This is a genomic window from Nocardioides fonticola, assembly GCF_039536805.1.
Taxonomy (GTDB): domain Bacteria; phylum Actinomycetota; class Actinomycetes; order Propionibacteriales; family Nocardioidaceae; genus Nocardioides; species Nocardioides fonticola.
Window position 1 is genome coordinate 213,978 of sequence record NZ_BAAAZH010000017.1, and the last position, 23,323, is coordinate 237,300.

General features: G+C 74.9%; 21 protein-coding genes. 8 read left to right on the forward strand and 13 right to left on the reverse strand.

The annotated features are described in order from the left end of the window. Positions 1–98: 98 nt before the first annotated feature. A complete protein-coding gene (locus tag ABD671_RS13270; protein ID WP_344733869.1) occupies positions 99–1,109 on the forward strand; it encodes a LacI family DNA-binding transcriptional regulator in 1,011 nt (336 codons plus the stop codon). Here ABD671_RS13270 and ABD671_RS13275 read toward each other — a convergent pair. Together ABD671_RS13275 and ABD671_RS13280 are read right to left on the reverse strand one after the other, a co-directional pair. Then, positions 1,051–2,505, reverse strand: coding sequence for an aromatic amino acid lyase (locus ABD671_RS13275; RefSeq protein WP_344733870.1), 1,455 nt, complete (start codon positions 2,503–2,505; stop codon positions 1,051–1,053). The two genes, ABD671_RS13270 and ABD671_RS13275, sit on opposite strands and share 59 nt — an antisense overlap. 181 nt (positions 2,506–2,686) lie before the next feature. After that, a complete protein-coding gene (locus ABD671_RS13280; protein WP_344733871.1) occupies positions 2,687–3,769 on the reverse strand; it encodes an ornithine cyclodeaminase family protein in 1,083 nt (360 codons plus the stop codon). 43 nt (positions 3,770–3,812) lie between these two features. Between ABD671_RS13280 and ABD671_RS13285 the strand changes: the two genes are divergently transcribed. After that, positions 3,813–4,679: a MurR/RpiR family transcriptional regulator gene (locus ABD671_RS13285; RefSeq protein ID WP_344733872.1), complete on the forward strand. Its 867-nt coding sequence runs from the start codon at positions 3,813–3,815 to the stop codon at positions 4,677–4,679. A gap of 110 nt (positions 4,680–4,789) precedes the next feature. Here ABD671_RS13285 and ABD671_RS13290 read toward each other — a convergent pair whose 3' ends face one another. Next, positions 4,790–6,535 (reverse strand): thioredoxin-like domain-containing protein, encoded by a 1,746-nt coding sequence (locus tag ABD671_RS13290; protein WP_344733873.1) that lies wholly within the window; start codon positions 6,533–6,535, stop codon positions 4,790–4,792. 58 nt (positions 6,536–6,593) lie between these two features. On the opposite strand from ABD671_RS13290, the gene ABD671_RS13295 reads away from it, so the two are divergent. From ABD671_RS13295 to ABD671_RS13305, 3 genes are read left to right on the forward strand one after another with little or no spacing between them, the layout of a single operon-like run. Beyond that, positions 6,594–8,255: a SpoIIE family protein phosphatase gene (locus ABD671_RS13295; protein ID WP_344733874.1), complete on the forward strand. Its 1,662-nt coding sequence runs from the start codon at positions 6,594–6,596 to the stop codon at positions 8,253–8,255. 32 nt (positions 8,256–8,287) lie between these two features. After that, positions 8,288–9,094: a maleylpyruvate isomerase family mycothiol-dependent enzyme gene (locus tag ABD671_RS13300; RefSeq protein WP_344733875.1), complete on the forward strand. Its 807-nt coding sequence runs from the start codon at positions 8,288–8,290 to the stop codon at positions 9,092–9,094. Then, on the forward strand, positions 9,091–10,032 hold the full coding sequence (locus ABD671_RS13305; RefSeq protein WP_344733876.1) for an oxidoreductase: 942 nt from the start codon (positions 9,091–9,093) through the stop codon (positions 10,030–10,032). The genes ABD671_RS13300 and ABD671_RS13305 overlap by 4 nt, the downstream gene beginning before the upstream one ends. Positions 10,033–10,078: 46 nt before the next feature. Here the strand turns inward: ABD671_RS13305 and ABD671_RS13310 are convergent, their stop codons facing one another. The 6 genes from ABD671_RS13310 to ABD671_RS13335 all read right to left on the reverse strand — a co-directional run bounded on the left by ABD671_RS13310 (position 10,079) and on the right by ABD671_RS13335 (position 16,217). Beyond that, positions 10,079–10,780, reverse strand: coding sequence for a DUF305 domain-containing protein (locus ABD671_RS13310; RefSeq protein ID WP_344733877.1), 702 nt, complete (start codon positions 10,778–10,780; stop codon positions 10,079–10,081). Between the two features lie 84 nt (positions 10,781–10,864). Continuing rightward, positions 10,865–11,326 carry a hypothetical protein gene (locus ABD671_RS13315; protein WP_344733879.1) on the reverse strand — a complete coding sequence of 154 codons (462 nt, stop codon included), beginning with the start codon at positions 11,324–11,326 and terminating at the stop codon, positions 10,865–10,867. Positions 11,327–11,408: 82 nt separating this feature from the next. Further along, positions 11,409–12,221 carry a cutinase family protein gene (locus ABD671_RS13320; RefSeq protein ID WP_344733880.1) on the reverse strand — a complete coding sequence of 271 codons (813 nt, stop codon included), beginning with the start codon at positions 12,219–12,221 and terminating at the stop codon, positions 11,409–11,411. Beyond that, positions 12,218–13,309, reverse strand: coding sequence for a hypothetical protein (locus ABD671_RS13325; RefSeq protein WP_344733881.1), 1,092 nt, complete (start codon positions 13,307–13,309; stop codon positions 12,218–12,220). Before ABD671_RS13325 ends, ABD671_RS13320 begins: the two co-directional genes overlap by 4 nt. Further along, positions 13,309–14,652 (reverse strand): acyltransferase family protein, encoded by a 1,344-nt coding sequence (locus ABD671_RS13330; protein ID WP_344733882.1) that lies wholly within the window; start codon positions 14,650–14,652, stop codon positions 13,309–13,311. The genes ABD671_RS13325 and ABD671_RS13330 overlap by 1 nt, the downstream gene beginning before the upstream one ends. Then, the gene (locus ABD671_RS13335) at positions 14,649–16,217 is read right to left on the reverse strand and encodes a glycosyltransferase family 2 protein (protein ID WP_344733883.1); all 1,569 of its coding nucleotides are present in this window, start codon (positions 16,215–16,217) and stop codon (positions 14,649–14,651) included. Before ABD671_RS13335 ends, ABD671_RS13330 begins: the two co-directional genes overlap by 4 nt. A gap of 466 nt (positions 16,218–16,683) precedes the next feature. On the opposite strand from ABD671_RS13335, the gene ABD671_RS13340 reads away from it, so the two are divergent. Further along, the gene (locus ABD671_RS13340; RefSeq protein WP_344733884.1) at positions 16,684–17,928 is read left to right on the forward strand and encodes a glycoside hydrolase; all 1,245 of its coding nucleotides are present in this window, start codon (positions 16,684–16,686) and stop codon (positions 17,926–17,928) included. A 22-nt stretch (positions 17,929–17,950) separates the two neighbouring features. Here the strand turns inward: ABD671_RS13340 and ABD671_RS13345 are convergent, their stop codons facing one another. Together ABD671_RS13345 and ABD671_RS13350 are read right to left on the reverse strand one after the other, a co-directional pair. Next, the gene (locus tag ABD671_RS13345) at positions 17,951–18,937 is read right to left on the reverse strand and encodes a CE1 family esterase (RefSeq protein ID WP_344733885.1); all 987 of its coding nucleotides are present in this window, start codon (positions 18,935–18,937) and stop codon (positions 17,951–17,953) included. After that, complete coding sequence (locus ABD671_RS13350) at positions 18,937–19,566, reverse strand: hypothetical protein (RefSeq protein WP_344733886.1); 630 nt, start codon at positions 19,564–19,566, stop codon at positions 18,937–18,939. Before ABD671_RS13350 ends, ABD671_RS13345 begins: the two co-directional genes overlap by 1 nt. A gap of 263 nt (positions 19,567–19,829) precedes the next feature. Here ABD671_RS13350 and ABD671_RS13355 point away from each other — a divergent pair, with 263 nt between their 5' ends. After that, positions 19,830–21,257 (forward strand): OFA family MFS transporter, encoded by a 1,428-nt coding sequence (locus ABD671_RS13355; RefSeq protein WP_344733887.1) that lies wholly within the window; start codon positions 19,830–19,832, stop codon positions 21,255–21,257. Next, positions 21,254–21,355: an MFS transporter small subunit gene (locus ABD671_RS22335; protein WP_425574917.1), complete on the forward strand. Its 102-nt coding sequence runs from the start codon at positions 21,254–21,256 to the stop codon at positions 21,353–21,355. Before ABD671_RS13355 ends, ABD671_RS22335 begins: the two co-directional genes overlap by 4 nt. Positions 21,356–21,376: 21 nt before the next feature. Here the strand turns inward: ABD671_RS22335 and ABD671_RS13360 are convergent, their stop codons facing one another. Beyond that, complete coding sequence (locus tag ABD671_RS13360) at positions 21,377–21,871, reverse strand: DUF427 domain-containing protein (RefSeq protein ID WP_344733889.1); 495 nt, start codon at positions 21,869–21,871, stop codon at positions 21,377–21,379. Between the two features lie 132 nt (positions 21,872–22,003). Then, on the reverse strand, positions 22,004–23,266 hold the full coding sequence (locus ABD671_RS13365) for a sensor histidine kinase (protein WP_344733891.1): 1,263 nt from the start codon (positions 23,264–23,266) through the stop codon (positions 22,004–22,006). Between the last annotated feature and the right edge of the window lie 57 nt (positions 23,267–23,323).

The following is a 23,323-nucleotide window of genomic DNA, read 5'->3' on the forward strand; positions in this document are numbered from 1 at the left end:
TTATGGGAAGCGCTTCACATCACCAGGGTACGGCCCGCTGCTCCCTCCCGGCAACCGGAACCGCCGAGCCCGCGGTCGGCGCGCCGTAGGCTGCCGGGGTGACCAAGCGCCCCACGTTGCAGGACGTCGCGGACGCTGTCGGCCTCTCCCCGGCCACGGTCAGCTACGCCCTGCGCGGGCAGCGGGGGTCGGCCGAGACCCGGGCCCGCGTACAGGCCGCCGCCGAGGCGCTCGGCTACCAGGTCGATCCGATCGCCCGGGCGCTGGCCAACGGCCGCTCCGGCACGCTCGCCGTGCTGTGCGGCTCGACCCGCGACACCTGGCACCGGGCGCTCGCGACCGACCTCGTGCGGGCCCTGATCGCCCGCGACCGGCGGGCCCTGCTCACCGATGCCGACGGCGACGCCGACCGCGAGCGCGCCCTGCTCGACCTACTGGCCGAGCAGCGGGCCGACGGCCTGCTCGTGGCGGCCCTCGATCCCTTCGCGCCGCACTGGGAGGAGGTGGCCCGCTCCACGCCCCTCGTCGCCATCGGCGACCGGCTCGCCGAGGCGCCGTCCGCCTCGGCGGTCGTCTTCGACAACGCCGCCGGCTTCGCGCTCGTGGTCGACCACCTCGCCGCGCTGGGCCACCGCCGTCTGCTCGTGCTGCTGCCCGAACGACCCAGCACCCCCGATCGCCCCGCCGAGACGTCGGTGCGCGAGGCGGCCCGTGCACGCGGGCTGACCGTCGAGCTGCTGCGGGTGCCGCCTGCGGGCGCCGACCCCGACGCACCGATCGAGCGCGTGGCCGCGGCCCTGGTGCGCACGGGAGCCACCGCGGTCTTCTGCCTCAGCGACGGCTATGCGTTCGACGTCCTGCGCGCCGCCCGCCGCTCCGGCCTGCGGGTGCCCGACGACCTCTCCGTGGTCGGCTTCGAGGACGTCGAGGAGGCCGACCTCGTGGGCCCGGGCCTCACCACCGTCAGCTGGGACCACGAGCAGGTGGTCGAGACCGCGGTGACGATGCTGCTCGACGCGCTCGACCACCACACCGGACCCAGCGTCGCCGTCATCGCCCCGCGGCTGGTGGTGCGGGGGACGACCAGCCGGCCGCCAGCAGCGCGCTGATCGCCGCCAGATCGGTTCCGCGCGGGCGGTCGTCGGCCCCCTCCGGGAGCACCGCGGCGACCTCGTCGAGAGCCGGCTGGAGGGCGGTGGGCACCGGCGCACCGAGCAGCCGCGCCTGATGGACGGCGAGCAGCTCGCCGGCGAGCACCGTGCGCCACGCGCCCAGGGCCACCCGCAGGCGCTCGGACTCCTCCAGGGCGAAGGACTGCACGTCCTCCTGCCCCTGGGAGGTCTCCATCGGCAGCGGGACGCCGCCGTCGGCGACCGCGCGGACCTCGCCGACGAGCCGCTTGTGCAGCGGCGTCAGACCCGCCTGGGGTCCGGGGTCGGCGCTGAGCTGCGCCGGCAGTCCGGTGACCTCCGGGTCGAGCAGCCGGTGCACCCGTGCCGCGCCGACCGCGGCCGCGTGCACGACCGCGTACCGAGCGCCGGCGGCCGTCGCCGCGAGGTCGATGCCGTGGAAGCCGGGCGTGCCCACGAACGCGTCGTCGAGGAAGGCCGGCGAGTCGGTGACCCCGCACAGCGCCCGCGCGGCGGCGTCCTCGAGCGCGGTCGCCGCGCGGTGCACGGCGGCGAGCACCGGGCCGACGACGCGCAGCGAGACCGGTGCCTGGAGGTGGCGCCGGAGCGTGGGGTCGGGTGCGTCGCCGAGCCGACGGCCGAGGTCGGCGAGCACCCCGGCGAGGACGTCGTCGTCCCGGGCGAGCTCGGGTCGGTAGGGGTCGTGCGGCACCCCGGCGACCGCGATGGCACCCGCCGCGGCGAGCACCGCCTGGTGGGCGAGCACCCGGGTCTCCTCGGCCCGCAGCAGGGCGAGGGCGGTGGCGAGCGGGGTGCCCGCCAGCAGCGCGATGCCCTCCTTCGGGCCGAGCCCGTCGGCCGCGAGGTCGGCCCAGGCGTGGGCGAGCGGCAGGATCTCGCCCGCCGCTCCGTTGCCGGTGCGCGGCACCGGCGGCAGCGGATCGGGCCGCCCGAGGAGGGCGGCCAGGCGCGCGCAGAGGTCGGCGGAGACGCCGGACTCAGGGTGCAGGAGGGTGCGCAGCCGCACGGCCACGAGCGCACGGGACTCCGGCTGCTCCAGCCACGGCGCCTCCCCCACCGCCCGGGCCGCCATGAGACGCACCGAGTGGCCGGCCTGCTCCTCGGCGGTCAGCCGCCGATCGGCCAGCGCGCCCATGCCCGAGGTGACGCCGTAGGCCGGGGCACCCTCCGCCAGGGCCGCGACGGCGGCCGCCCGCCGCTCCCCCACCGCCGCGAGCAGCGCGTCGTCGAGGTGGAGCCGCGCGCCCGCGGCGACGGCCCGGACGGCGGCGGCGTCGAGGGCGTCGGGGGTGGTGATGGTGATCGTCGGGCCGGTGGGTCCGGTGGGCCCGGTGGGCTCCGTCAGCCCGGTCATCGCGTCGCCCCGCCCGGTGGTCGAGGTGGGAGGCGCCCCGGCGCCGACCCGCGAGACCCCCGCACCGGTGCAGGGCGGTGGGCCGGGAGGGCGCCGTGGGCGGTTCCCTCACCGGGTCTCGCGGCTCCTCGCTGGCGCTCGTCGCACCTCGACCACCGGGCCGCGACCTCGCTCCGCTCCGTCATCGCATCCGCACCAGGGTGCCGAGGCCGGCTGCCTCCGCTCGACGCAGCAGCAGGTGCCCGACGGCGACGTCGAGGATCGACAGGCCGCGGTGCCAGAAGAGGATCCGTTCGGCGTCGTCCTCGCGTCCGGGTCGGGCACCGGTGGCGATCTCGCCGATCTCGGCGTGGAGGGTCTCGCGGGTGAGGGCGCCGGACCGCAGATGCGGCCGCAGGGCACCGAACTCGCCGGCCTGGGCCTCGCGCCAGTCGTCGACCACGACCTTGTCGACGACGTCGAGGAGGTCGGGGGCCAGCGCCGAGACGGTGCCGTAGGGGATGAGCAGACTCCCGGGGGCCAGCAGGTCGCAGGTGACGAGCGGCGCGGGCTCGACGAGGCGGGTGGCCTCGACCGCGATGTCGGCACCGGCGAGCGTGTCGGCGATCGAGTCGGTGACCACCACCGGGGTGCTGGTGACCTCCCGCAGCCGCTCCGCGAACGCCTCGCGGGACTCCGGACGGCGACTGGTCACCCGGATCTCCTCGAGATCGAACGCGGCGTCGAGCATGACCACGTTGCTGAACGCCGTCCCGCGGGCGCCGACGTGTCCCAGCACCCGGGCGTCGCGACGGGCGAGGTGACGGGCCCCGACGGCCGTCATGGCACCGGTGCGCACCTCGGTGATGAGGGTGGCGTCGAGGATCGCGAGGGGGACGCCGGTGGTGGGGTCGTAGAGGGTGAGCAGCGCGAGCTCGGAGGGCAGGCCGAGGGTGTGGTTGTCGACGAAGTCGCCGACGACCTTCACCCCGGCGACGCCGCGCTCGCCGAGGGTCGAGACGTGACCGCGCAGCACGTTGAAGTGGCCGCGCCCGTCATCGCGGGTGACGAGATGGGTGCGCGGCTCGAAGACGGTCTCGCCGCGGCCGTGTGCGGCCACCACGTCGGCGACGGCCTCGACGATCTCGGCCGGGGTGAGGGCGATCGCCTCGATGTCGGGCCCGGAGACGAACCGGAGCCAGACCTGGTCGCCGGGGTCGCTGGGGAGGTCGCTGGGGCTGGCGGGGTGGTCGGCGGGTGGGCCGGCGGGGCGGTCGTGCCGCATGTCTGATGCCGCCTTTCGACGCGGGTGAGGGGATGATGGGCGGGTGAGCGGGGTGGCGCGGTCGGAGGCGATGCCGGGCGATGCCGCGCGCGCGTGGCTGATCGACCGGTGTCGCGAGCACCGGCTCTCGCCGGCGCAGCGCCGGGTGGCGCAGTTCCTGGCCGACACCATGCCCGACGCGGCCTTCCTCTCCACCTCCGAGGCGGCGGCGCGCGCCGGGGTGAGCCAGCCGAGCGTCACCCGCTTCGCCGCCACGCTGGGCTTCGCCAGCTACGCCGACTTCCGCGAGCAGGTGCGCGAGATCGCCCTCGGCTCCGGGGAGCGCGCCGTCCGGGTGCTGCCGGCCGGCGGGCCGGACGCCGTCGACGAGGCGCAGGCGACCCTCGACCGCGTGCGACCCGTGCTGCGGTCGGAGGCGCTGGCCGGTGCGGTCGAGGCGCTGGTCGACAGCGAGACCTGGGCCTTCCTGGGGCTGCGGGCCTCGACGGCGATCGCCCGCTACGGCGCCTACTTCGCCGCCCGCATCCACGACGACGTGCGGGTGGTCATCGAGGCCGACACCCTGCTCGACCGCATCACCGTGCTCGCGGCGTCCGAGCGACGCAGCACGCTGGTGGTCGTCGCGATGCCGCGCTACCCGGCCGCCACGGTGGCGGCACTGCGCCATGCCGCGGCCCTCGGACTCACGACCGTGCTGGTCGTCGACGACCCCTACGTCGACTTCGCCGCCGAGGCCACGCACGTGCTCACCGCCCCGGTCGGCACCGGACTCGTCTTCGACACCCACACCGCGCCGCTGCTGCTGCTCTCGGCGCTCATCGACGGCGTCGCCGCGGCCGACCCGCACCGCACCCAGGAGCGGCTCGAGGCGCACGAGGTGCTGGTCGACACCTGGCAGTACCGGCCCTGAGGCCAGACGTCGTCCGAGGTCGGACTTGTGGGGTGAAACCTGATGTTGTGGGGTGAAGTTTCGCCCCACAACATCAGGTTTCCCCGGCTGACCGGGGAAACCTGCAGCCCTCACACCCCGCCCAGCGGCAGCACCAGCTCGCCCGGCCCCTCGGCGACGACGCGCACGGGGATGCCCCAGTCCTGCTGGTGCATCCGGCAGGCGGCGCCCTCGCCGCCGTCGGCGTCGCAGGACGCGGCCCGGGCGGCCACGTGCAGGACGCCGTCGCCCACGGCGGGGTCGAGCACGATCGTGCGGGTGAGGTCGGTGCCGCGGCCGTCGCCCGAGCGCAACAGGGACGGCGGGGTGGCCTCGACGATCAGCTGGGTGGCCGGGCCGAAGCGGTCGTCGACCTTCTGACCCGGCGGCGGGGCGAAGGTGATGGTGAGCTCGAGGGCGGCACCGACATCGGTGACGGGGCGCTGCGTGGTGTGGGAGAACCCGTCGACCGAGGACGCCGCCCCCAGGGCGATGCGCTCGAGCCGGTGGGCGGCGGACTCCACGACGACGAGCACGCCGGGGTCGGCCGGGTCAAGGTAGGCGGCCGACGGCTCGGCGAGGTCGCGGGCCAGGGTCGAGAGCTCGCCGGCGGCGACGTCGACGCGGCGCACGGCGCCGTTGTAGGTGTCGCAGACCGCGATCGACCCGTCGGGCAGCACCGTGACGCCGAGCGGGTGCTGGAACAGCGCCTGGTCGACGGGGCCGTCGCGGAAGCCGAAGTCGAAGAGGCCCGAGCCGACGACGGTGTGCACGGCGCCGTCCTGCACGTAGCGCAGGGCGGAGGTCTCGGAGTCGGCGATCCAGAGCCGGTCGCCGTCGGGCGCGAGCCGCGAGGTCTGGGCGAACCACGCCTCGGCGAGCGGACCGTCGAGCAGTCCCTCGTTGGTGGTGCCGGCGGCCACGGCGACCTCGCCGGTGCGCGGGTCGAGGGTCCACAGCTGGTGCAGGCCGGCCATCGCGATCCAGATGCGCTCCTGCCACCACGCGACGTCCCACGGGGAGGAGAGCCGCTCGAGGCTGTCGCCCTGCATCCACTGCGTGCCGTCGCCGGCGAGCACGCGCGTGGCGCCGGTGGCGATCTCGAGCCCCCAGACACGGTGGCCGACGGTGTCGGCGACGACGGCGTCGTAGCCGACCTCGGCGGCGACCTCGGCGGGCAGCAGGCACACGCCGTTGGGCTCGCGGAAGCCGCCGATGCGCCGCACCACGGCACCCTCGGCGTCGAGGACGACGACCTCGTCGTGACCGGCATCGGCCACCAGGACGCCGCCGCCATCACCACCGGGAAGCGGGACGGCGGCCGCGGGGAACCGCAGATCGGTGGCCTCGACCTCGGGGGCCACGTACGGGGAGTCGCCCGGCTGGAGGGTGCCCCGCTCGCGATGCTGCGGGACGAGCTCGGCAAGGAGCGCGTCGATCGCGTGGGCGTGACCCTCGCCGGCGTACTGGGCGACCACGTAGCCCTCGGGGTCGACGAGCACGAGGGTCGGCCAGGCGCGGGCGGTGTAGGCCTGCCAGGTCACCAGGTCGGGGTCGTCGAGCACCGGGTGGTGGACGCCGTACCGCTCCACCGCCGCGGCCAGCGCGACCGGGTCGGCCTCGTGCACGAACTTCGGGGAGTGCACGCCGATGACGACGAGCTCCTCGGCGTAAGTCTCCTCCACCGGCCGCAGCTCGTCGAGCACGTGCAGGCAGTTGATGCAGCAGAAGGTCCAGAAGTCGAGGAGCACGAACCGGCCGCGCAGGTCGCGCAGGGACAGTTCGCCGGCGGTGTTCAGCCAGCCGCGGCCGAGGAGTTCAGGGGCTCGCACACGCATGCGTCCAGTCTCCCCCGGAACCGGTGAGCCCCCGCACGCGGGCGGCTACCGTGGCCGGGTGGGCGAGCGGTACACCGCGTGGGTCGCTCGGCTGCTCGGATGCACCGGCGCCGAGCTGGTCGCCGTCGGCCGCGACCGCACCCCGCAGGCCGCGCTCGCCCGCCTCGTGGCGGCCACCGCGGAGGCGCTCGTCGTCGCCGACCGCACCATCGAGGCCGACCCACGTGTCGTCTCGGCCCTGGCCGAGCTCGGCGCCGGCGCGTGCCTCGCCGTCCCGCTCCCGACCGCCGGACAGGCCGAGCCGGACGACGAGGCGGGGGTGCACGCCGTCCTGCTGGCCTGGCACGAGGATCCCCGCACCTGGTCCTCCGAGGAGCTCGCCGACCTCGAGGAGCTGGCCCGGGTCGCCGCCCTCGACACCGCCGCGCCGGCAGCCGGCCGCAGCACCGCGACCGCACCCGACGCGGCGGAGGCCGAGTCCCGCCGCGGCCTGACCCTGCTGAGCCTCAGCGAATCCCTCTCGGCGACCCGCTCGCAGGCCGACGTCGCCCATGCCGTCGAGCTGGTCGCGCTCATCCAGCTCGGCTGCTCGGACGCCGACCTGTGGCTCCTCGAGGACGACCACCTGCGCCTGCTGCTCCCCCGCGGCCGGGACGACGTCCCAGCACTCCGGGTGCCGCTCAGCCACGACCGCGGCCCGCACGGCCTGGTGGCGGTGCTGGGCGGCTCCTCCGTGGGGGCCGGGCCCGAAACCGGCGCGGCCGACGGCCCGATCGGCCGCCCGGTCGGCACGGCCGGACCTCTCGTGCTGCTCCTGCCGCTGACGGTGGGCGAGCAGACCCTCGGCGTCCTGGACCTGCGGTGGGAGGCACCGACCCGCGCCGCCGACGACCGGCCGATGTTGGAGGCGCTGGCCTCCTACACAGCCCAAGCCCTCCAGCGGGCCGCGCTGCTCCAGGAGCGGCTCGACGCGCTCATCACCCTCCAGCAGTCCCTGCTGCCGCGTCTGCGGCCGATCCCCGGGGTCGAGGTGGCCGCGCGGTACCTGCCGGCCGACTCCCGCGACCGGGTCGGCGGCGACTGGTACGACGCCGTCGCGCTGCCCGACGGCGGCTGCGCGGTCACGGTCGGCGACGTGGTCGGCCACGACGTGCACGCCGCCGCCGCGATGGGGCAGGTGCGCACCGTGCTGCGGGCGCTGGCCTGGAGCGGATCGGGCGGTCCGGCCGCCACCCTCACCAGCCTCGACCTGGCGCTCGACGGCCTGGGGCTGGACACCCTCGCCACCGCCGTCGTCGCCCACCTGCGCCCCGGCGGCTCCGAAGACGCCGGTGACAGCTCCTGGCAGCTCGCCTGGGCCAGCGCCGGCCATCCGCCGCCCGTGTTGCTCGGCCTCGACGGCACGACCCGGCTGCTGGAGCCGACCACGCCCGACGGCGTCGACCTCATGCTCGGCGTCGCGCCCGGCACCGACCGCGACGACCGCACCCTGGCGGTGCCGGCCGGGTCGGTGCTGCTGCTCTACACCGACGGTCTGATCGAGCGCGGGCGCGAACACCTCGACGACGGCCTCGATCGGCTGCGCGGGGCCGTCGAGGAGGTCGCCGCCGGTGGCGGTGCGGCGTCCCTCGACGATCTGCTCGACGGCGTCCTGACCCGGGTGACCGGCGGGGGCCGCGCCGACGACATCGCGGTGCTCGCGGTGCGATGGGGCTCCTGACACCTGTCAGCGACGCCCCTACAGTGGCGCCCATGAGCGAACTGGCCCCGTACGTCGACGTCTGGTGGCACAGCGTCGGCGACCTCCTCGAGCTGCTCGAGAGCCTCGACGACGCCGACTGGGACACCCCCACCGACCTGCCCGGCTGGGACGTCCGTGCCGTCGCGGCCCACACGGCCCACCTCGAGCGGGTGCTCGCCACCGGCGAGGAGGAGCACGCGGAGGTGCCCGAGGCGCCGCACATCACCGGGCTCATGGGCATGTACACCGAGATCGGCGTCATCAACCGGCGCACGACGCCGCCGGCGCAGATCATCGAGGAGATCCGCACCCACACCGCCGCCCGGCACGAGCAGCTGCTCGCCGATCCGCCGACCGACCCCGACGCCGTCCCCGAGCGCGTCTTCGGCGGCGTCCCGTGGACCTGGCGGACGCTGTTGCGCAACCGCCCGCTCGATGTCTTCCTCCACGAGCAGGACATCCGCCGTGCCGTCGGACGTCCGGGCAACCTCGACTCCCCCGGCGCCGTGCACACCGCCGACTACCTGGCGGAGTCCTTCGGCTTCGTGCTGGCCAAGAAGGTCGGCGCGCCGACCGGCACCACGGCCGTGCTGGAGATCGAGGGCCACGCGCCGTACGCCTTCGGGGTCGGCGACGACGGTCGCGGACGCCGGCTCGACGTCGTCCCCGAGCAGCCGACGGTGCGGGTGAGCACCGACCGGGAGTCCTTCCTCGTGCTCGCCGGCGGCCGCCGCGAGGCCGAGCCGACCCGGGTCGTGCTCACCGGCGACACCGCGCTCGGCGAGCAGCTCGTCGCGTCGATGGCGACCACGCCGTGAGCGCCACCGAGGCCCGCCCCTGGGGCCTGGCCGACATCCCCGACCAGAGCGGCCGCACCGTGGTCGTCACCGGCCCGACCCTCGGCGGCCTGGGCTACTTCACCGCGCTCGAACTGGCGCGCCGGGGCGCCCGGGTCGTGCTCGCCGGGCGCACGCCGGCGAAGATCGAGGAGTCGGCAGCCGCGATCACCGCCGAGGTGCCGGCCGCCGACCTCGAGCAGCTGGTGATCGACCTCTCCGACCTCGGCTCGGTGCGCGCCGCCGCCGCGGACGCCGCCCGGTTCGGCGCGATCGACGTGCTCGTCAACAACGCCGGCATCATGGGCACGCCCTACCAGCGCACGGCCGACGGGCTCGAGCAGCAGATGGCGACCAACCACTTCGGGCCCTTCCTGCTCACCGGCCTGCTGCTGCCGCAACTGGTGGAGAGCGGCCACGGGCGCGTGGTCAACCTCGCCTCCAACATGCACAAGATCGCCCGCTCGGCACCCCTCGGCGACCCGCGCGTGCAGCAGGGCCGCTACTCCCGCTGGCATGTCTACGGCCAGACGAAGCTGGCCAACCTGCTCTTCGCCTACGAGTTCGACCGCCGGGCGCGCGCAGCCGGCGTCCCCGTGCTCGGCATGGCCGCGCACCCCGGGTTCGCCGGCACCCACCTCGCCGCGAACGGCCAGTACGGGCGTTCGCGCGGCGGGATCGCCACCATCCTCGACGCCGCCATCCGGGCGATCTCCCAGTCGGCCGCGGCCGGCGCCTGGCCCACGCTGATGGCGGCGACCGCCGACCTGCCCGGCGGCACCTACTGCGGCCCGAGCGGCGTCGCGGAGATGGTCGGCCCCGCGCAGATCACCACCAGCAACCGGCTCTCCCGCGACACCGACGCCCAGCGCCGGCTGTGGGAGATCAGCGAGGAGGTCACGGGCATCAGCTACCCGTGACCTCCCGCGCTCGGCGTCGGGAGCCGGCAGCGGCCGCTCGTCGGGCTCAGCCCAGGAGCCGCTGCATCGTGCGGATCTCGGTGGTCTGGGAGTCGATGATGCTCTGCGCCAGCGCGATCGCCGGCGGGTACTCGCCCTGCTCGAGCTCGGTGCGGGCCATCTCGACCGCGCCGCGGTGGTGCTCGATCATCATCTGGAGCCACAGCCGGGTGAAGTCGGCGTCCGGGGCAGCCTCCAACTGGGCCATCTGCGCGTCGGTCATCATGCCGGGCATGCCGTCGGCGCCCGACATGTCCATCCCGTCCATCTCTTCCATGTCGCCCATGTCGCCCATGTCGCCCATGTCGCCCATGTCGTGACCCGCATGGCCGCCCGAGGCGGACGGCGAGGGCTCGCCCCAGGCGGTGAGCCAGCCGGTCATGGTGGCGATCTCGGGGGCCTGGGCCGCCGCGATGCCGTCGACGAGGGTGCGGACGTCGTCGGGCAGCGTACGGCCCTGCGTCAGGTCGACCATCTCCAGCGCCTGCTGGTGGTGGGGCACCATCTGCTGGGCGAAGGCGACGTCGGCGTCGTTGTGGGCGCGGGATTCGGCCGCGCCGGAGGTGGTGGACGAGCCCGGGTCGGCGGCGGAATCGCTGCCGCCGGCGTCGCTGTCGGAGCACGCGGCCAGGCCGGTGCCCAGGGCGCCGGTGAGGGCGCCGATCAGGGCCAGCGACGCGAGGCGCCGCCGGCGGGTGGTGTGCTGCATGTGGTTCTCCTCGGTTCTCGGATGCTCGAGCAGAGGTCGAGCGGTGGGTCGAGCGGTGATCGGGCGGGGGTGGTCACCGACCGATCAGCACCGCACCACCGAGAACCGCCAGGACGACGGGGGCGGACCCGCGCCGGGGGGTGGCCAGCCGGCCCGCACGACCGCCGCCCCGACCGCCGACAGCGGCCCTGACCCGGGCGGACGCCGCAGCGCGCGGCCCCGGCCACGTGCGGCGGCGAGGGCGATGACGAGACCGCCGGCGATCATGAGGGCGCAGACCATGAGCGGGGAACCGCCGCCGGCGTCCGTGCCGGGGTCGAGCACCGCCGCGGTGGCGACCGCGAGCCCGCTCGCGGCAGCGTGCTGGTGCGCGGGCATGTCGGCGGTGCCGGGCATGCCGGGCATGCCGGACATGCCGCTCATGCCGGACGCCCCCATCGCGGCGTGGTCGCCGCCGGCGAGCACGTGCATCCCGAGGATGCCGAGCACGATCGCCAGGGCGAGCCCGGCGAGCCGGCCTCCCTGCACGATGCGCGGTGTCCTCACCCCGCCAGGGTACGGGCGCGGCGGCTCCGACCCGAGGGTCGCTCGGCCCGACCTCGGGGGCCTAGGGGGCACTCCGCACAGCTCAGCGTCCGGCGATCGGATCGGGACGCTCGGCCAGCCAGGCGACGACGGCAGCGAGGACCTCCGGGCGCGTGTAGGCGGTGTGGTGGGCCTCGGAGACCGTGAGGGAGGACCAACCCGGGTCGGGGGCCGAGCACACCGTGTCGGCCGCGCTGCACACCTCCAGCACCCGCCCGGCGCCGAGCCCGGAAGCGAGGACGTCGTCGGCTCCCGACCCTCGGGCCGCCAGGAAGCCGTCGTGCTCGGCGACACCGTCGAGGTCGCGGAACTCCACCCCGGCCTCGCGGCGGCTCCGGGTCGGATCGCCGAGCAGCACGACCCCGAGCAGGGCGTCCGCCGGCCGGTCGTCGGTGGCCAGCTCGCGGGCGGCGCGGTGCATCACCACCGCGCCCTGGCTGCTGCCGATCAGGACGATCCGGGTCGCGGCGCAGGTCGCTCGGGCACGCAGGATCGCGACGGCGTCCTCGGCCCCGGCGGCGACGCTCGCCTCGAACGCGGCGTGGTCGGCGCGGGCCTCCGGTTCGGGGATCGCGGGATAGTCGACGCCGACGGCGTCGGTGCTCCAGCCGCGCCCACCGGCCGCCTCGGTCACCGCGCGGGCGAGGGTGGCGGCCTCACGACCGAAGCCGGACGGCACGGCCTCATCGACACGTTCACCCGACCCGCGCGCCCCCACGAGGAGGAGGTCCGGGCAGCCCGACGCGCCGTCCCGGTGCCGGAGCGCGCCCACGAGTGCGGCCGCGGCGACGAGGATGAGCACGCTCGCCCCGGCGACGATCGCCGGCCGGCTCGCCCGCCTGACCGCCCACCTCACCGGGGCGCCAGCACCACACCGGTCAGCGCACCGGCCCCGACGGGCAGCTCGAGCCGGAGCGCGTGGTCGCCTGCGGGGAACTGGAGGACGAGGGTGCGGGCGGCGCCGGGATTCCAGACCAGCAAGGAGGCGCCGCCGCCCGGACGGGCGTAGGCCTGCGCCACGAGGTCGTCGGGCGCCCGCACGGCCATCGCACGGCTCCCGGGCTGCACGACCCGCGCGGCGACCGCGTAGGCGGCACCGCGGGCGGTCAGGCGGGCCGAGCCGTCGGCGATCGTGACCAGTCCGGCCGGCGAGCGCTGCGCCAGCAGCGCCGGCGACACCGGCGCCCGGCCGTGGGCCAGCGCCGGCAGCAGTTCGCGGGTGACGGTGCGAGCGACCACGGTCCGCCACGGGCGGGTGCCGGGCGTGAGCACCGGCGTGGCCAGACCCGGGTCGACGCCGGTGGCCGCGAGGATGCTCGCCGCCGGCCCGCCGGAGGCCGAGGGCACCAGGGCGGTGATCTCGGGCCGTACCTGCGCCCACACGCGCAGCAGGTCGGCGACCTCGCCGTGACCGTCCAGCGCGGTGCGCGTCGTGCGATCGGAGGCCGCGTCGACGAGTGTGGCCCCCCGGTCCGGCGCGCCGTCGACGCCGACCACCGAGAGCGCGGCGCCGGAGGGATCGACGAGGAAGCGGACATCGGCGGTGCGACGAGGCTCGGGGAGCGCCGCGAGGAGGTCGACGTCGGCTTCGGTGACGACCGCGCCGACCCCGGTGACGGCATCGGCGGACGGCGTCCCGACGACGGTGATCGTGTCGGGGCGCCCGGCGGCCGCTGCGGCCTCGGCCGCCGTCACCGGCAACGCCGTCGGCTCGATGCCGGCCGCGGCGCGCCCGGGGACGAGCTCGGCGGTGTCGACGACGCCGGTCGGCCAGGCCGTCAGCGCGGACGGCGCGTCGGGGGCGCTGCCCAGCACGACCGTGCGGATCGACGGAGCCGCGGTGCGGTCGTCGCGCAGGTACTGGGCCGGACCCCACGCCAGGGCCACCAGCCCACCCATCGCGAGCGCGGAGACGCCGGCGCGCACCAGGAACAGGGCGCGCATCAGCGGACCCCGCCCGCGGTCTCGACCACGACGCTCGCGGCGCGCGTGCCCCGTGCCTGGAGCACCCGACCGCGCAGCAGGCTGGTGCCCGCGACGCTGCCGGCCACGGGCGGCGCATGATCGGCGATCTCGGCATAGAGGTCGCGGCGTCCGCCGCCACGCGCCTGGAGCGCGGCCAGATCGACCCACGGCTCCTCCACGGCGCGGTGGAGGACCCAGGCGGCCCCGATGGTCGCGACCGTCACCGCCAGCAGGTTGACCGGGTAGTACGACGGGTCGGCGGGCAGCAGGCCGAGGTCGACGAAGAGCAGGATCACCGGCTCGTGCACGAGGTAGATCGTGTAGGCCAGGATCGAGATCCGGACGGCGACGGCGTTGTCGATCCAACGGGCCGGGGCGTCGCTGCGGCAGGTCATGATCGCGGCCAGCACCAGGCACCAGCCCAGAGCCGCCATCGGGTGCCGCCAGATCACCAGCAGGGAGTCGGGATCGGGCACGGTGCGTACCCGGGCGTTGTAGATCAGCGCGGCGCCGGCCGCGGCCAGCAGCGGCGTCACGACGAGAGGCGGACGCCGATCGCCGAGGGCCACCATGACGACGGCCAGCGCCATGCCCAGGGCGAAGTCGTCGGCCTTGGCGGCCGGGCCGAACCGCCAGGCCCAGTCGGTGACGGGGATCTGCCAGACCCACTGCACGTTCAGCTTGAACAGCAGCGAGGCGGCCGCGACGAGGGCGAGCACGATCAGCAGACGGGTCACGCGATCGCCCCGATCACGCAGCCGCCGCACCCACAGCACCGTGGCCGGACCGATGGCGGCCAGGGAGAGGTAGAAGATCCACTCGATCGACAGCGTCCACGCGGGCCCGATCGTGTAGAAGATCCGCTCGGAGTCGAAGGCCTGCACGAGGGCCAGGTGCTCCAGCAGGTCGCGCCACTGCGCCGTCCCGAGGCCGAAGTTGCGGGTGCTCCAGCACAGCAGCACCAGCACCCAGTACACGGGGAAGAGCCGCACGCAGCGGCGCCAGAGGAACTCCCGCCGGCTCGGCACCGGGCGGTCGTCGTCGAGCGCGGCGTGGGCGAAGGGCAGGAACAGCAGCAGTCCCGAGAGCACGAAGAACAGGTCGACCACCACGTCGACGGACAGGATCGCGCTCAACAGATGGGGATTCCCCCCGACGGGACCCAGGCCGTCGCCGTCGACGTCCATGTTCTGCCAGACGTGGTAGGCGACGACGAGCAGGCAGGCGGCCCCGCGCCAGCCCTCGACGCCGCGGACCTTGAAGGAGGCCCGGGCACCCGGCCGCACCGACGCGCGGCCGAAGCCGTGGGTGCGGGCGCTCACGACGCCTCGCGCATCGCCAGCGCCGGCCCGCCCGCGGGCATGGCCGTGCCGATCGTGCGGGCCGGACGGCGGTCGCGCCCGCGGGTCGTGACATCCCACGTGTGGGTGCCGAGGAGGTGGCGGACCAGGGCCGCCCGGTTGCCGACCATCTTCGCCTCGGCGTAGAAGGCGATGCTGAGCAGGGCGAAGCCGGCGAAGAGACGCGGACGGTGCGCGATCCCCGGGGACGCCAGCCGGTTGCCGGCGATCGCCTGGGCGACCGGCGTGCCGTTGATCAGCAGGCCCGTGAGCAGGAAGAAGGGCAGGAACGGGTGGATCGGGCCCGGCCCGACCAGCACCTGGGCCGCGACGAGCGGCAGCATCTGGGTGGCCAGCCACGGGTGGACGATGCGCCAGCCGAACAGGAAGCCGATGCCGCGGCGCTGCACGGCGCTGAGCCGACGGTCGGCCATCAGGGTGGGCAGGTGCCGCAGGCTGACCTCCAACCAGCCCTGCGACCAGCGCATCCGCTGCCGCCACAGGGCCGACCAGGTCACGGGCGCCAGTTCGGTGGACAGGATGCGCGGATCGGTGCCGAGCCGGTGGCCGGCGGCCAGGGCGCGGGCGGTCACGTCGATGTCCTCGGTCAGCATGTGCCGGTCCAGGCGGAGCTCCTGGAGCACCGGTGCCCGCCACCAGCCGTTGCTGCCGCCGAAGATGCCGAAGTCGTTGACGACCGTGCGGCCCGGGTGGGCCACCGCGTACAGGGTCGCGAACTCCGCCGCGACGAGCTTGGTGACCCAGGACTCCTCGACGTTGCGGATCGCGCACTGACCCTGCACGACGTCGAAGCGGCGCTCGCCCGCCGCATCGCCGATCCACTGGGCCGCCCGGCGGGCCGCCATCGGGTGCGGGTGGTGGTCGGCGTCGAAGATGCCGATCACGTCGACCTCCCCCTCGAGCAGACGCAGCGCCGCCTCGACGTTCTCGACCTTCGACGTCGACCCGGCCACCTTGACGACCAGCAGCCGCCCCTCGGTCATCGACCAGTCGGCCAGCCGCGCCTCGAGCGCCATCGGCTCGGGCGTGTTGTAGGCCAGGACGACGACGTGCCGGCCGACCGGGTAGTCCATCGCGAGGTGGGCGCGCAGCGCGTCCTCGAGGGTGGCCTCCTCGTTGGGCAGGTAGGCGGCGACGACGGTGGCGACGCGCGGGAGGTCGGCGTCCGCGACCCGCCCGACCGGCGGCTCGGGGAACCGGTGCGCCCGGGCGATCTCCAGCAGGATCATCAGCGTGGTCACCACCATGGCCCCGAACAGCAGCCAGAACCAGGTCGACGCCACGGCCGGAGCCCACCGTGCGAGGGGCAGGTAGACGAGGAACCCGAGCAGCGGGGGCATCACGAACGCGAGCACGACCTCGACGGTGGTCTGTTGGCTGCGCGCCAGTCGGTTGAACCGCCGGGCCAGTGCGGTGCTCCGCACGACACGGGTCGGCAGCGAGAAGTGGGGCGTCCGGGGCGCGACGTCGCGGGCCGGGAGCACGAGCGGGGACAGGGACGCCGAAGCGCCCGACGGTCGGTTCATCGCAGAACCTCTCGGGTGGTCGACAGCAGGGCGGGGAGGGAGCGTTCCGATGCCCCGGGGAGCACCGGCAGCAGCACGGTAACCACAGCATTTGCCCAGGTCAGAGCCAGTTTCGAGTGACTCTGGACACGGCACCGAGAGTTCACCGACGACGCCTCGGATGCTCCCGGAACGTTCACGCCGAACCCGCCCATCCCGCGGTCACAGCGCCCTCGCCGCTGCCATCATCAGGCCCTCCGACCAGCGAGGACCCATGCCCCACGACCGCGCCGCCGTACCGCGCCGACCCCTCCCGGGACGGGCGGGCCTCCTCGCTCTCATCGCCACCGTCGGACTCGTGGTCGCCGGCTCGTCCCTGCACACGGGCGGCCGAGGCGGCCCCGGGCGGCCGGCCGACGACGCCGTCCTCGCAGCCTCACCGACGGCATCCGTCTCGACATCGGGGTCGGCTGGGGCGGCCTCGCTCGTGGCGAGTTCCCCCTACGACGGCTCGATACGGCTGAGCACGCGCGCCCCCGACGAGGGCCTGGGAGCCGCGACCGTGGCCGAGACGCTGACGGTCGACGCCGGCACACCCCGCCAGCCGTGGTGGGGCACGGGGGCCGCACTGACCGACGCCTCGGTGGCCGAGCTCGACGGACATCCCGACCGCATCGCCCGCCTCTTCGCACCGCACGCCGCCGACGGTGCGCGCCTGTCCTGGCTGCGACTGCCCCTCACCGCCACCGACCTCTCCTCCTCGTGGTGGGGCTGGCGCGGCCGGGGCGACGCCGTGCACCCCACGGGCCCGGGACGCCGCGCGCTCGCCGTCCTGCGCACCCAGATCCTGCCCGTCGCCCCGCACCTGCGGATCGTGGCGACGCCGTGGACGGCGCCGCCGGCATGGAAGAGCCCGGCGACCTGGGAGGGCGGCCGACTGCGCGACGACGCCGTGCCCCGCTACGCCCGGCTCCTGCTCGACCAGGCGCGCTGGCTGCGCCGCCACGGCGTGCCGCTGCGCGCCATGACCCTCGCCAACGAGCCGGGGTTCGCCGGCGACTACCCCTCGATGGTGGTCGGCGACGCGGCGATGGCGCGCCTGCGCGCCCTGGTCGAGCCCGGTCTGCATCGCCTCGGGGTGCGGCTGTGGGGACTCGACCACAACTGGTCGGACGCCGACCGGGTGGCCGCGATCGGCGGCGAGCGCCTCGACGCGGTGGCGTTCCACTGCTACGAGGGCGAGCCTGCCGACGCCGCCGGGATGGGGATCCCCTGGCTGGTCAGCGAATGCACCGGCACGACCGATGCTGCCGTGCCGACCCTCGACTTCGACGCCCGGGTGCTGGTCCGCGACGCGATCGCGGCCGGGTCGCGCGGACTGTTCTTCTGGAACCTCGCCCTGCCCCCGGGCGCCCGGGGCGCGGGCGGCGGCTGCACCACCTGTCGTGGGCTGCTCACCGTCTCCGGCGGCGACGCGCTGCCCGAGCCCGAGTTCTACGTGCTGGCCCACCTCGCCCGGGCCGCACCGCCGGGTGCCCGGGTCGTCGCGGTCTCCGGGCCCGGCGACGTCCCGGCGGCGGCCTTCGTCGACGACGGCCGCCTCGGCGTGATCGCCCTCAACGACACCGACCGCACCCGGTGGCTGCGCTTCACCGTCACGGGCGGCGCGACGTCGGCCGTCTACCGGATCGGCCCGCGCGAACTGCTCACCTTCAGCGGGCCGCTGCGCTGATCGCCGGCGGGCCGGGGCCGGCTCAGGGCTGCCGCGGGTGTGCGGCGAGGAAGGCCCAGATCTCCGCGGTCGCATCGATCGCGGTCGAGGGGGCCGGCAGCCCGAGGGCACGGTCCTGGGCCGGATGGTCGACGGCCCCCGGGTACTGGTGCCCGGCGTCGGACAGGGTGATCGCGGCGACGGCACGGCCGCGGGCGCAGGTCCACGTCGTCCGCACCACCTGGGTGGTGCCGGCGAGGTCGTCGCGGCGCGCCGCCGGACCGCAGCCGCCGGCGAGGTCGCGCCAGGTCGTCAGCGAGGTCTCGCGGGGCTCGCCGTCGACCTTCGCGACGCCGGACCCGGGCTCGCCGTCCCAGCGCACGTTGGTGTCGGCGAGGCCGTGCACGTAGAGCACCGACGGCGCCGTCGCGGCAGCGGGCGTGCAGGACGTCGTCACCCGGGTGCCGGCGACCTCCGCGATGCCGGCGAACAGGCCGGTGTCGCACGCCAGCCGCTCGGCCATGAAGGCGCCGTTGGAGAACCCGACCGCGTGGACCTGTGCGGGATCGATGCCGATGTTGGCCCGGATCTGGCCGACCATCGCGCTCACGAAGGCGACGTCGTCGATGCCGCGGCTCTGCGCCCGACCGCAGCAGCTGCCGGCGTTCCACGTGGCACCGATGCCGTCGGGGTAGGCGACGACGACCTTCGAGGCGTCCGCGACGTCGTCCCAGTGGTAGTCGCCCTGGGCCTGACGGGCGTTGCCGAAGGCCGGGTGCAGGAACACCACGAGCGGCGCGGCGGCGGGCAACCCCGCGGGGCGGTACACGCGGTAGGTGCGCCGGACGCCGTCGATGCGCAGGGTGTGCACCGTGGTGCCGGTGCGCCAGGCCACCGCGGCGCTCGCCCGCTGCCAGGTCGAGCGGACGTCGGGCAGGAGGGCCAGGAGGACGGCCGCGACGAGGGCGACGGCGAGCACCGCCGTCGTCCGGGTCGCGGGACGCGCCGCCCGACCCTCCTGCTCCGTCATCAGAGCGCCGTCAGCAGACGTACGGAGCCGGCGATCAGCGTGACCGTGCCGAGCGCGAGCAGGCCGGCGCGCACCGGGCGTCGGGTGAAGAGGGTGGCGATACCGCCGAAGAACAGCGTCAGGGCCAGGAAGACCGTGGCGAGCTCGAGCTTGTCGCCCTGGTTGTCGGCGCTCACCGCCTCCTTGTAGGCGTCCTTCGACTCGTTCGCCAGGTTCTCGCCGTCCGCGTAGTCGCCGACCACGTAGGGGTTGCCCTCGAGGTCGTCGAAGGGGGTGACGGCCTCGTCGGTGGCGTTCCACCAGTCGACGGCGTCGCTGAGCTCGGGACGCATCAGGGTGACGAGGTAGTCGGCGAGGTCGGTGTTGCCCTCCTGGCTGGCGGTCGCGTACGCCACGAACAGGGCCCGGTCGCCGGCCTCGACCTGGTTGCCCTGGCCGTAGAAGAAGTTGCTGTCGGCGAGCTTCTGGCTCGCCACCGTGTAGCCCTGGAGCGCGTTGCCGTCGGTCAGCGCCGAGCGGTAGGCCGAGAAGGCCGTCAAGGTGGCGGCGATGCCCAGCAGGATGGCGGCGACGATCTGCAGCAGGTCGGTGGTGGGGTCTTCGGGCGTCTCGATGAACGTCTCGGTCATGGGGGGGCGACTCTCCGTTGAGCAGGTGGATGGGTGGTCCCGAGAGGTCCCGCGGGTCGCTGAGGCGGCGGCCGGCAGGCCCACCATCGTCCCAGAGGCGACCGCTCGAGGACGGCGGTTCCAGCCGATCGGCGACGACGCACCGCACCGTCCGCCCCTCACCCCTCGGGGCGAGCGGGCCGCGTGAGGCGAGCATCACACCGGGGCGGTGTCGGCCGGCCCTGGTAGACCGGAGGGCACGTCACCTATCTCGGAGGTGTCCCGTGACCGAACGACTCCCGCTGCTGGCGCGCGAGCGCACCGTCGCCGCCCCGGGCTTCAACCGCTGGCTCGTCCCGCCGGCGGCGCTGGCCGTCCACCTGTGCATCGGCCAGGTCTACGCCACGAGCGTCTACAAGGGCGCCCTCGTGGCGCACTTCGACTCCAGCCTGACGACCGTGGGCCTCATCTTCTCCGTGGCGATCGCGATGCTCGGGCTGGCGGCGGGCTTCGGCGGCACGTGGGTCGACCGCTCGGGGCCGCGGGCGGCGATGGCGCTGTCGGCGTCCTGCTGGGTGAGCGGGTTCCTCGTCGCCGCGCTCGGCATCGCCACCGACCAGCTGTGGCTGGTCTTCCTCGGGTACGGCGTCATCGGCGGCATCGGTCTGGGTATCGGCTACATCTCGCCGGTCTCGACCCTCATCAAGTGGTTCCCCGACCGCCCCGGCCTCGCCACCGGCATGGCGATCATGGGCTTCGGCGGCGGCGCGCTCGTCGCCAGCCCGTTGAGCGGTCGGCTGCTGGAGCTCTACGACTCCGGTTACGACGCCTCCGACGCCACCACGGTCGCCGACGGTCACGCCGTGGCGCTGCTGTTCGTGACCCTGGCCGTGCTGTACGCGGTCTTCATGGCTTTCGGCGCCGCGACCGTGCGGGTGCCCCCCGAGGGGTGGCGGCCGGCGGGGTTCGACCCCGGCGCCGTCGCCTCCGCGCCCCTGGTCACCACCGCCCAGGTCTCGGCGCGCAACGCGGTGCGCACGCCGCAGTTCTACCTGCTGTGGCTGGTGCTGTTCTGCAACGTGACCGCCGGCATCGGCATCCTCGAGCAGGCCGCCGGCATGATCGCCGACTTCTTCCGCGACAACGGCACCTCGAGCGTGACGGCCGCGGCGGCCGGCGGATTCGTCGGCCTGCTCTCGTTGGCCAACATGGCCGGACGCTTCGTGTGGTCGAGCACCTCCGACCTCATCGGCCGGCAGCGCATCTACGCCGTCTACCTCGGTGTGGGACTCGTGCTCTACGCGCTGCTCGCCTCGGTCGGCTCCAGCTCCACGGCGCTGTTCGTGGCGCTGGCCGCGCTGATCATCTCCTTCTACGGCGGCGGGTTCGCGACGATCCCGGCCTACCTGCGCGACCTCTTCGGCACCTACCAGGTCGGCGCGATCCACGGTCGCCTGCTGACGGCGTGGTCGGCCGCCGGCATCGTCGGTCCGCTCATCGTCAACCGGTTCCTCGACGCCGAGGGCGAGCCGGGATCGCTCACGGCCTCGGCCTACCAGCCCGCCCTCTTCACGATGGTCGGCGTGCTCGCCGTCGGCCTGGTGGCCAACCTGCTGGTGCGCCCCGTCGATCCGCGCTTCCACGAGCCCGCATCGGCTCCCGCCGACGAGACCCGCATCCCCGCCCGCTCCGACGAGGAGGCCCGCGCATGACGACCCGCCTGATCACCGCCTGGGGCCTGGTGGCCGTCCCGATCGCCTACGGGCTGGTCGAGACGATCCGCAAGGCGAGCGCCCTGTTCACCGGCTGAGCCGGGCCCGCGGTCAGCAGATCACCAGCCCCAGGTGCCGGGCTCGCCCTTGAACGGCCCGACGACCCGGCTGGTGATCCACCCGCCGTAGAACCCGCCCGGCTGCGGCGTGACGGTCTCGCCCTCGACCACGCAGCGGTCGACCTGCGCGGCCATCACCGCGACCGCGCCGGCGATGTCGACGAAGCGCGGGGTCGGGTCGAGGTAGGTCCAGGCCGCCCGCGGGGCGACCTGCTCGGCGGTCACCAGGTCGTAGTACGACGCCTGGCCCTTCCACTCGCAGTGGGAGCTGCCCGCGGCGGGCCGCAGGACGCCGTCCGCGAACGCCTCGGCGGGCAGGTAGTACGTCGGCGGGTGGCTGGTCTCGAGCACCCGCCACGACCGGGTGGTCGCGGCGATCCGCTCCCCGCCGAGCCAGATCTCGATCGACTCGCTGCTGGTCTCCAGGGCGGGCGGCCGCGGGTAGTCCCACACCGACTCCTGACCCGGGCCGGGCTTCTCCGGACGTGGGCGCATGCGGCCAGGGTAGGTCGGGGCCGGTCGGTGACGGCTGCAAGGTTCTTCGGTCGACCGAAGAACCTTGCACTGGGACGGCGATGTTTCGCCGTCCCAGTGCACGGTTCGCGGGCCTGGTTGCGTGCCGGGGCCTCAGACCACCGGCAGCGGGATGCGCGCCACCACCCGGAACGTGCCCTCGTAGGTGTCGACGACCAGCGACCCGCCGACGGCCTGGAGCCGGCTGCGCATGCCGTCGAGCCCCTGACCGCTGCCGGGCACCGAGCGCTCGCCCACCGTGTTGGTCACGCTGATCTCCAGCGCCTGGCCCCAGTAGACGACCAGGTCGATGGACGAGGCCTCGGCGCCGTGCTTGATGGCGTTGGTGATCATCTCGCGCAGCACCCGCTCGGCGACGACGTCGAGGTCGGGCGCCAGCGTGCGCGGGGTGCCGCGGGTGACCGTGACGACGCTCGGCGCGGTGGTGGCGGTCTGGGAGATCAGCTGCGGGAAGCGACCGGTCGTCGGGCCGACGCTGCCGCCGCCGAGCACGGCGCCGACGTCGGTGAGCGACTCGCGGGCCGAGGCGGCGATGGCCGCCATGGCGGCCCGGATGCGTGGCAGCTCCTCGTCGGGCAGCAGGGTCGCGGCCTCGGCCTGGGCGAGGATGACGGCCAGGGAGTGGCCGACGACGTCGTGCACGTCGCGGGCGATACGGGCCTGGTCGGCCTTGAGGCGGGCGACGTCCTCGGCCTGGCCGCGCTGCTGCTCGGCGACCTGCCGCAGCTCGACGGCCTCCTGCTCGCGCACCCGGGAGACGCGGGCGTTCTCGACCAGGCGCAGCGAGATGCCGGCCACCCAGGGCGCCATCAGCATCAGGACGGCCGGAATCGCCAACAGGTAGGAGGGCCGCCCGTCGATACCGGGCAGCAGCGAGTACGCCCGGTAGCCGATGGCGGAGTCCCGGTAGTAGACGACGTAGACACCGGCCACCAAGGCGACGGGCACGGAGGCCAGCGCCGCCAGCGCGGTCTCGACCCGCCCCCAGCGGGCGCAGCCGAAGAGCACCAGCACGAACGCGAACTGCACGAACATCACGTCGACGGGCGCAAGGAGTTGGACGGCGCACGCCGCCCACAGCAGGCCAAGTGAGATCCCGGGCCGCAGCCGGAACGTGCCGACCGCGCCGACCATGAACGCGACGATGATCAGGCGGGCTCCGAGGTACGGGTAGGAGACGTCGGTCGGATTCCCATAGCGATCGACGGCCTCGACGACCCGGCTCCGGTCGATCGCCTCCCAGACCCCGAAGATCGCGAAGGCGACAGCGGTGGCGATGTCGAGGCCCGCGTGCCGCACCCGATCCCACGGGCTCGCAGGAGCGGCGGCGGGCAGGGCAGGCGCAGCAGGGGTCACGTCGGCCGAGTCTGCCGCACGCCGTCCGGTCGGCCCTCCACCTCAGGTACCGGCGCT

What these genes read in the sequence shown, in the direction of transcription:
- ABD671_RS13280 (WP_344733871.1), bottom strand. Translation starts at nt 3,769, where the DNA reads ATGCGGCACGACCGCCCCGCCGGCCCACCCGCCGACCACCCCGCCAGC.
- ABD671_RS13335 (WP_344733883.1), bottom strand. Translation starts at nt 16,217, where the DNA reads ATGAACCGACCGTCGGGCGCTTCGGCGTCCCTGTCCCCGCTCGTGCTC.
- ABD671_RS13290 (WP_344733873.1), bottom strand. Translation starts at nt 6,535, where the DNA reads ATGCGTGTGCGAGCCCCTGAACTCCTCGGCCGCGGCTGGCTGAACACC.
- ABD671_RS22335 (WP_425574917.1), top strand. Translation starts at nt 21,254, where the DNA reads ATGACGACCCGCCTGATCACCGCCTGGGGCCTGGTGGCCGTCCCGATC.
- ABD671_RS13360 (WP_344733889.1), bottom strand. Translation starts at nt 21,871, where the DNA reads ATGCGCCCACGTCCGGAGAAGCCCGGCCCGGGTCAGGAGTCGGTGTGG.
- ABD671_RS13325 (WP_344733881.1), bottom strand. Translation starts at nt 13,309, where the DNA reads ATGCGCGCCCTGTTCCTGGTGCGCGCCGGCGTCTCCGCGCTCGCGATG.
- ABD671_RS13350 (WP_344733886.1), bottom strand. Translation starts at nt 19,566, where the DNA reads ATGACCGAGACGTTCATCGAGACGCCCGAAGACCCCACCACCGACCTG.
- ABD671_RS13345 (WP_344733885.1), bottom strand. Translation starts at nt 18,937, where the DNA reads ATGACGGAGCAGGAGGGTCGGGCGGCGCGTCCCGCGACCCGGACGACG.
- ABD671_RS13310 (WP_344733877.1), bottom strand. Translation starts at nt 10,780, where the DNA reads ATGCAGCACACCACCCGCCGGCGGCGCCTCGCGTCGCTGGCCCTGATC.
- ABD671_RS13275 (WP_344733870.1), bottom strand. Translation starts at nt 2,505, where the DNA reads ATGACCGGGCTGACGGAGCCCACCGGGCCCACCGGACCCACCGGCCCG.
- ABD671_RS13300 (WP_344733875.1), top strand. Translation starts at nt 8,288, where the DNA reads ATGAGCGAACTGGCCCCGTACGTCGACGTCTGGTGGCACAGCGTCGGC.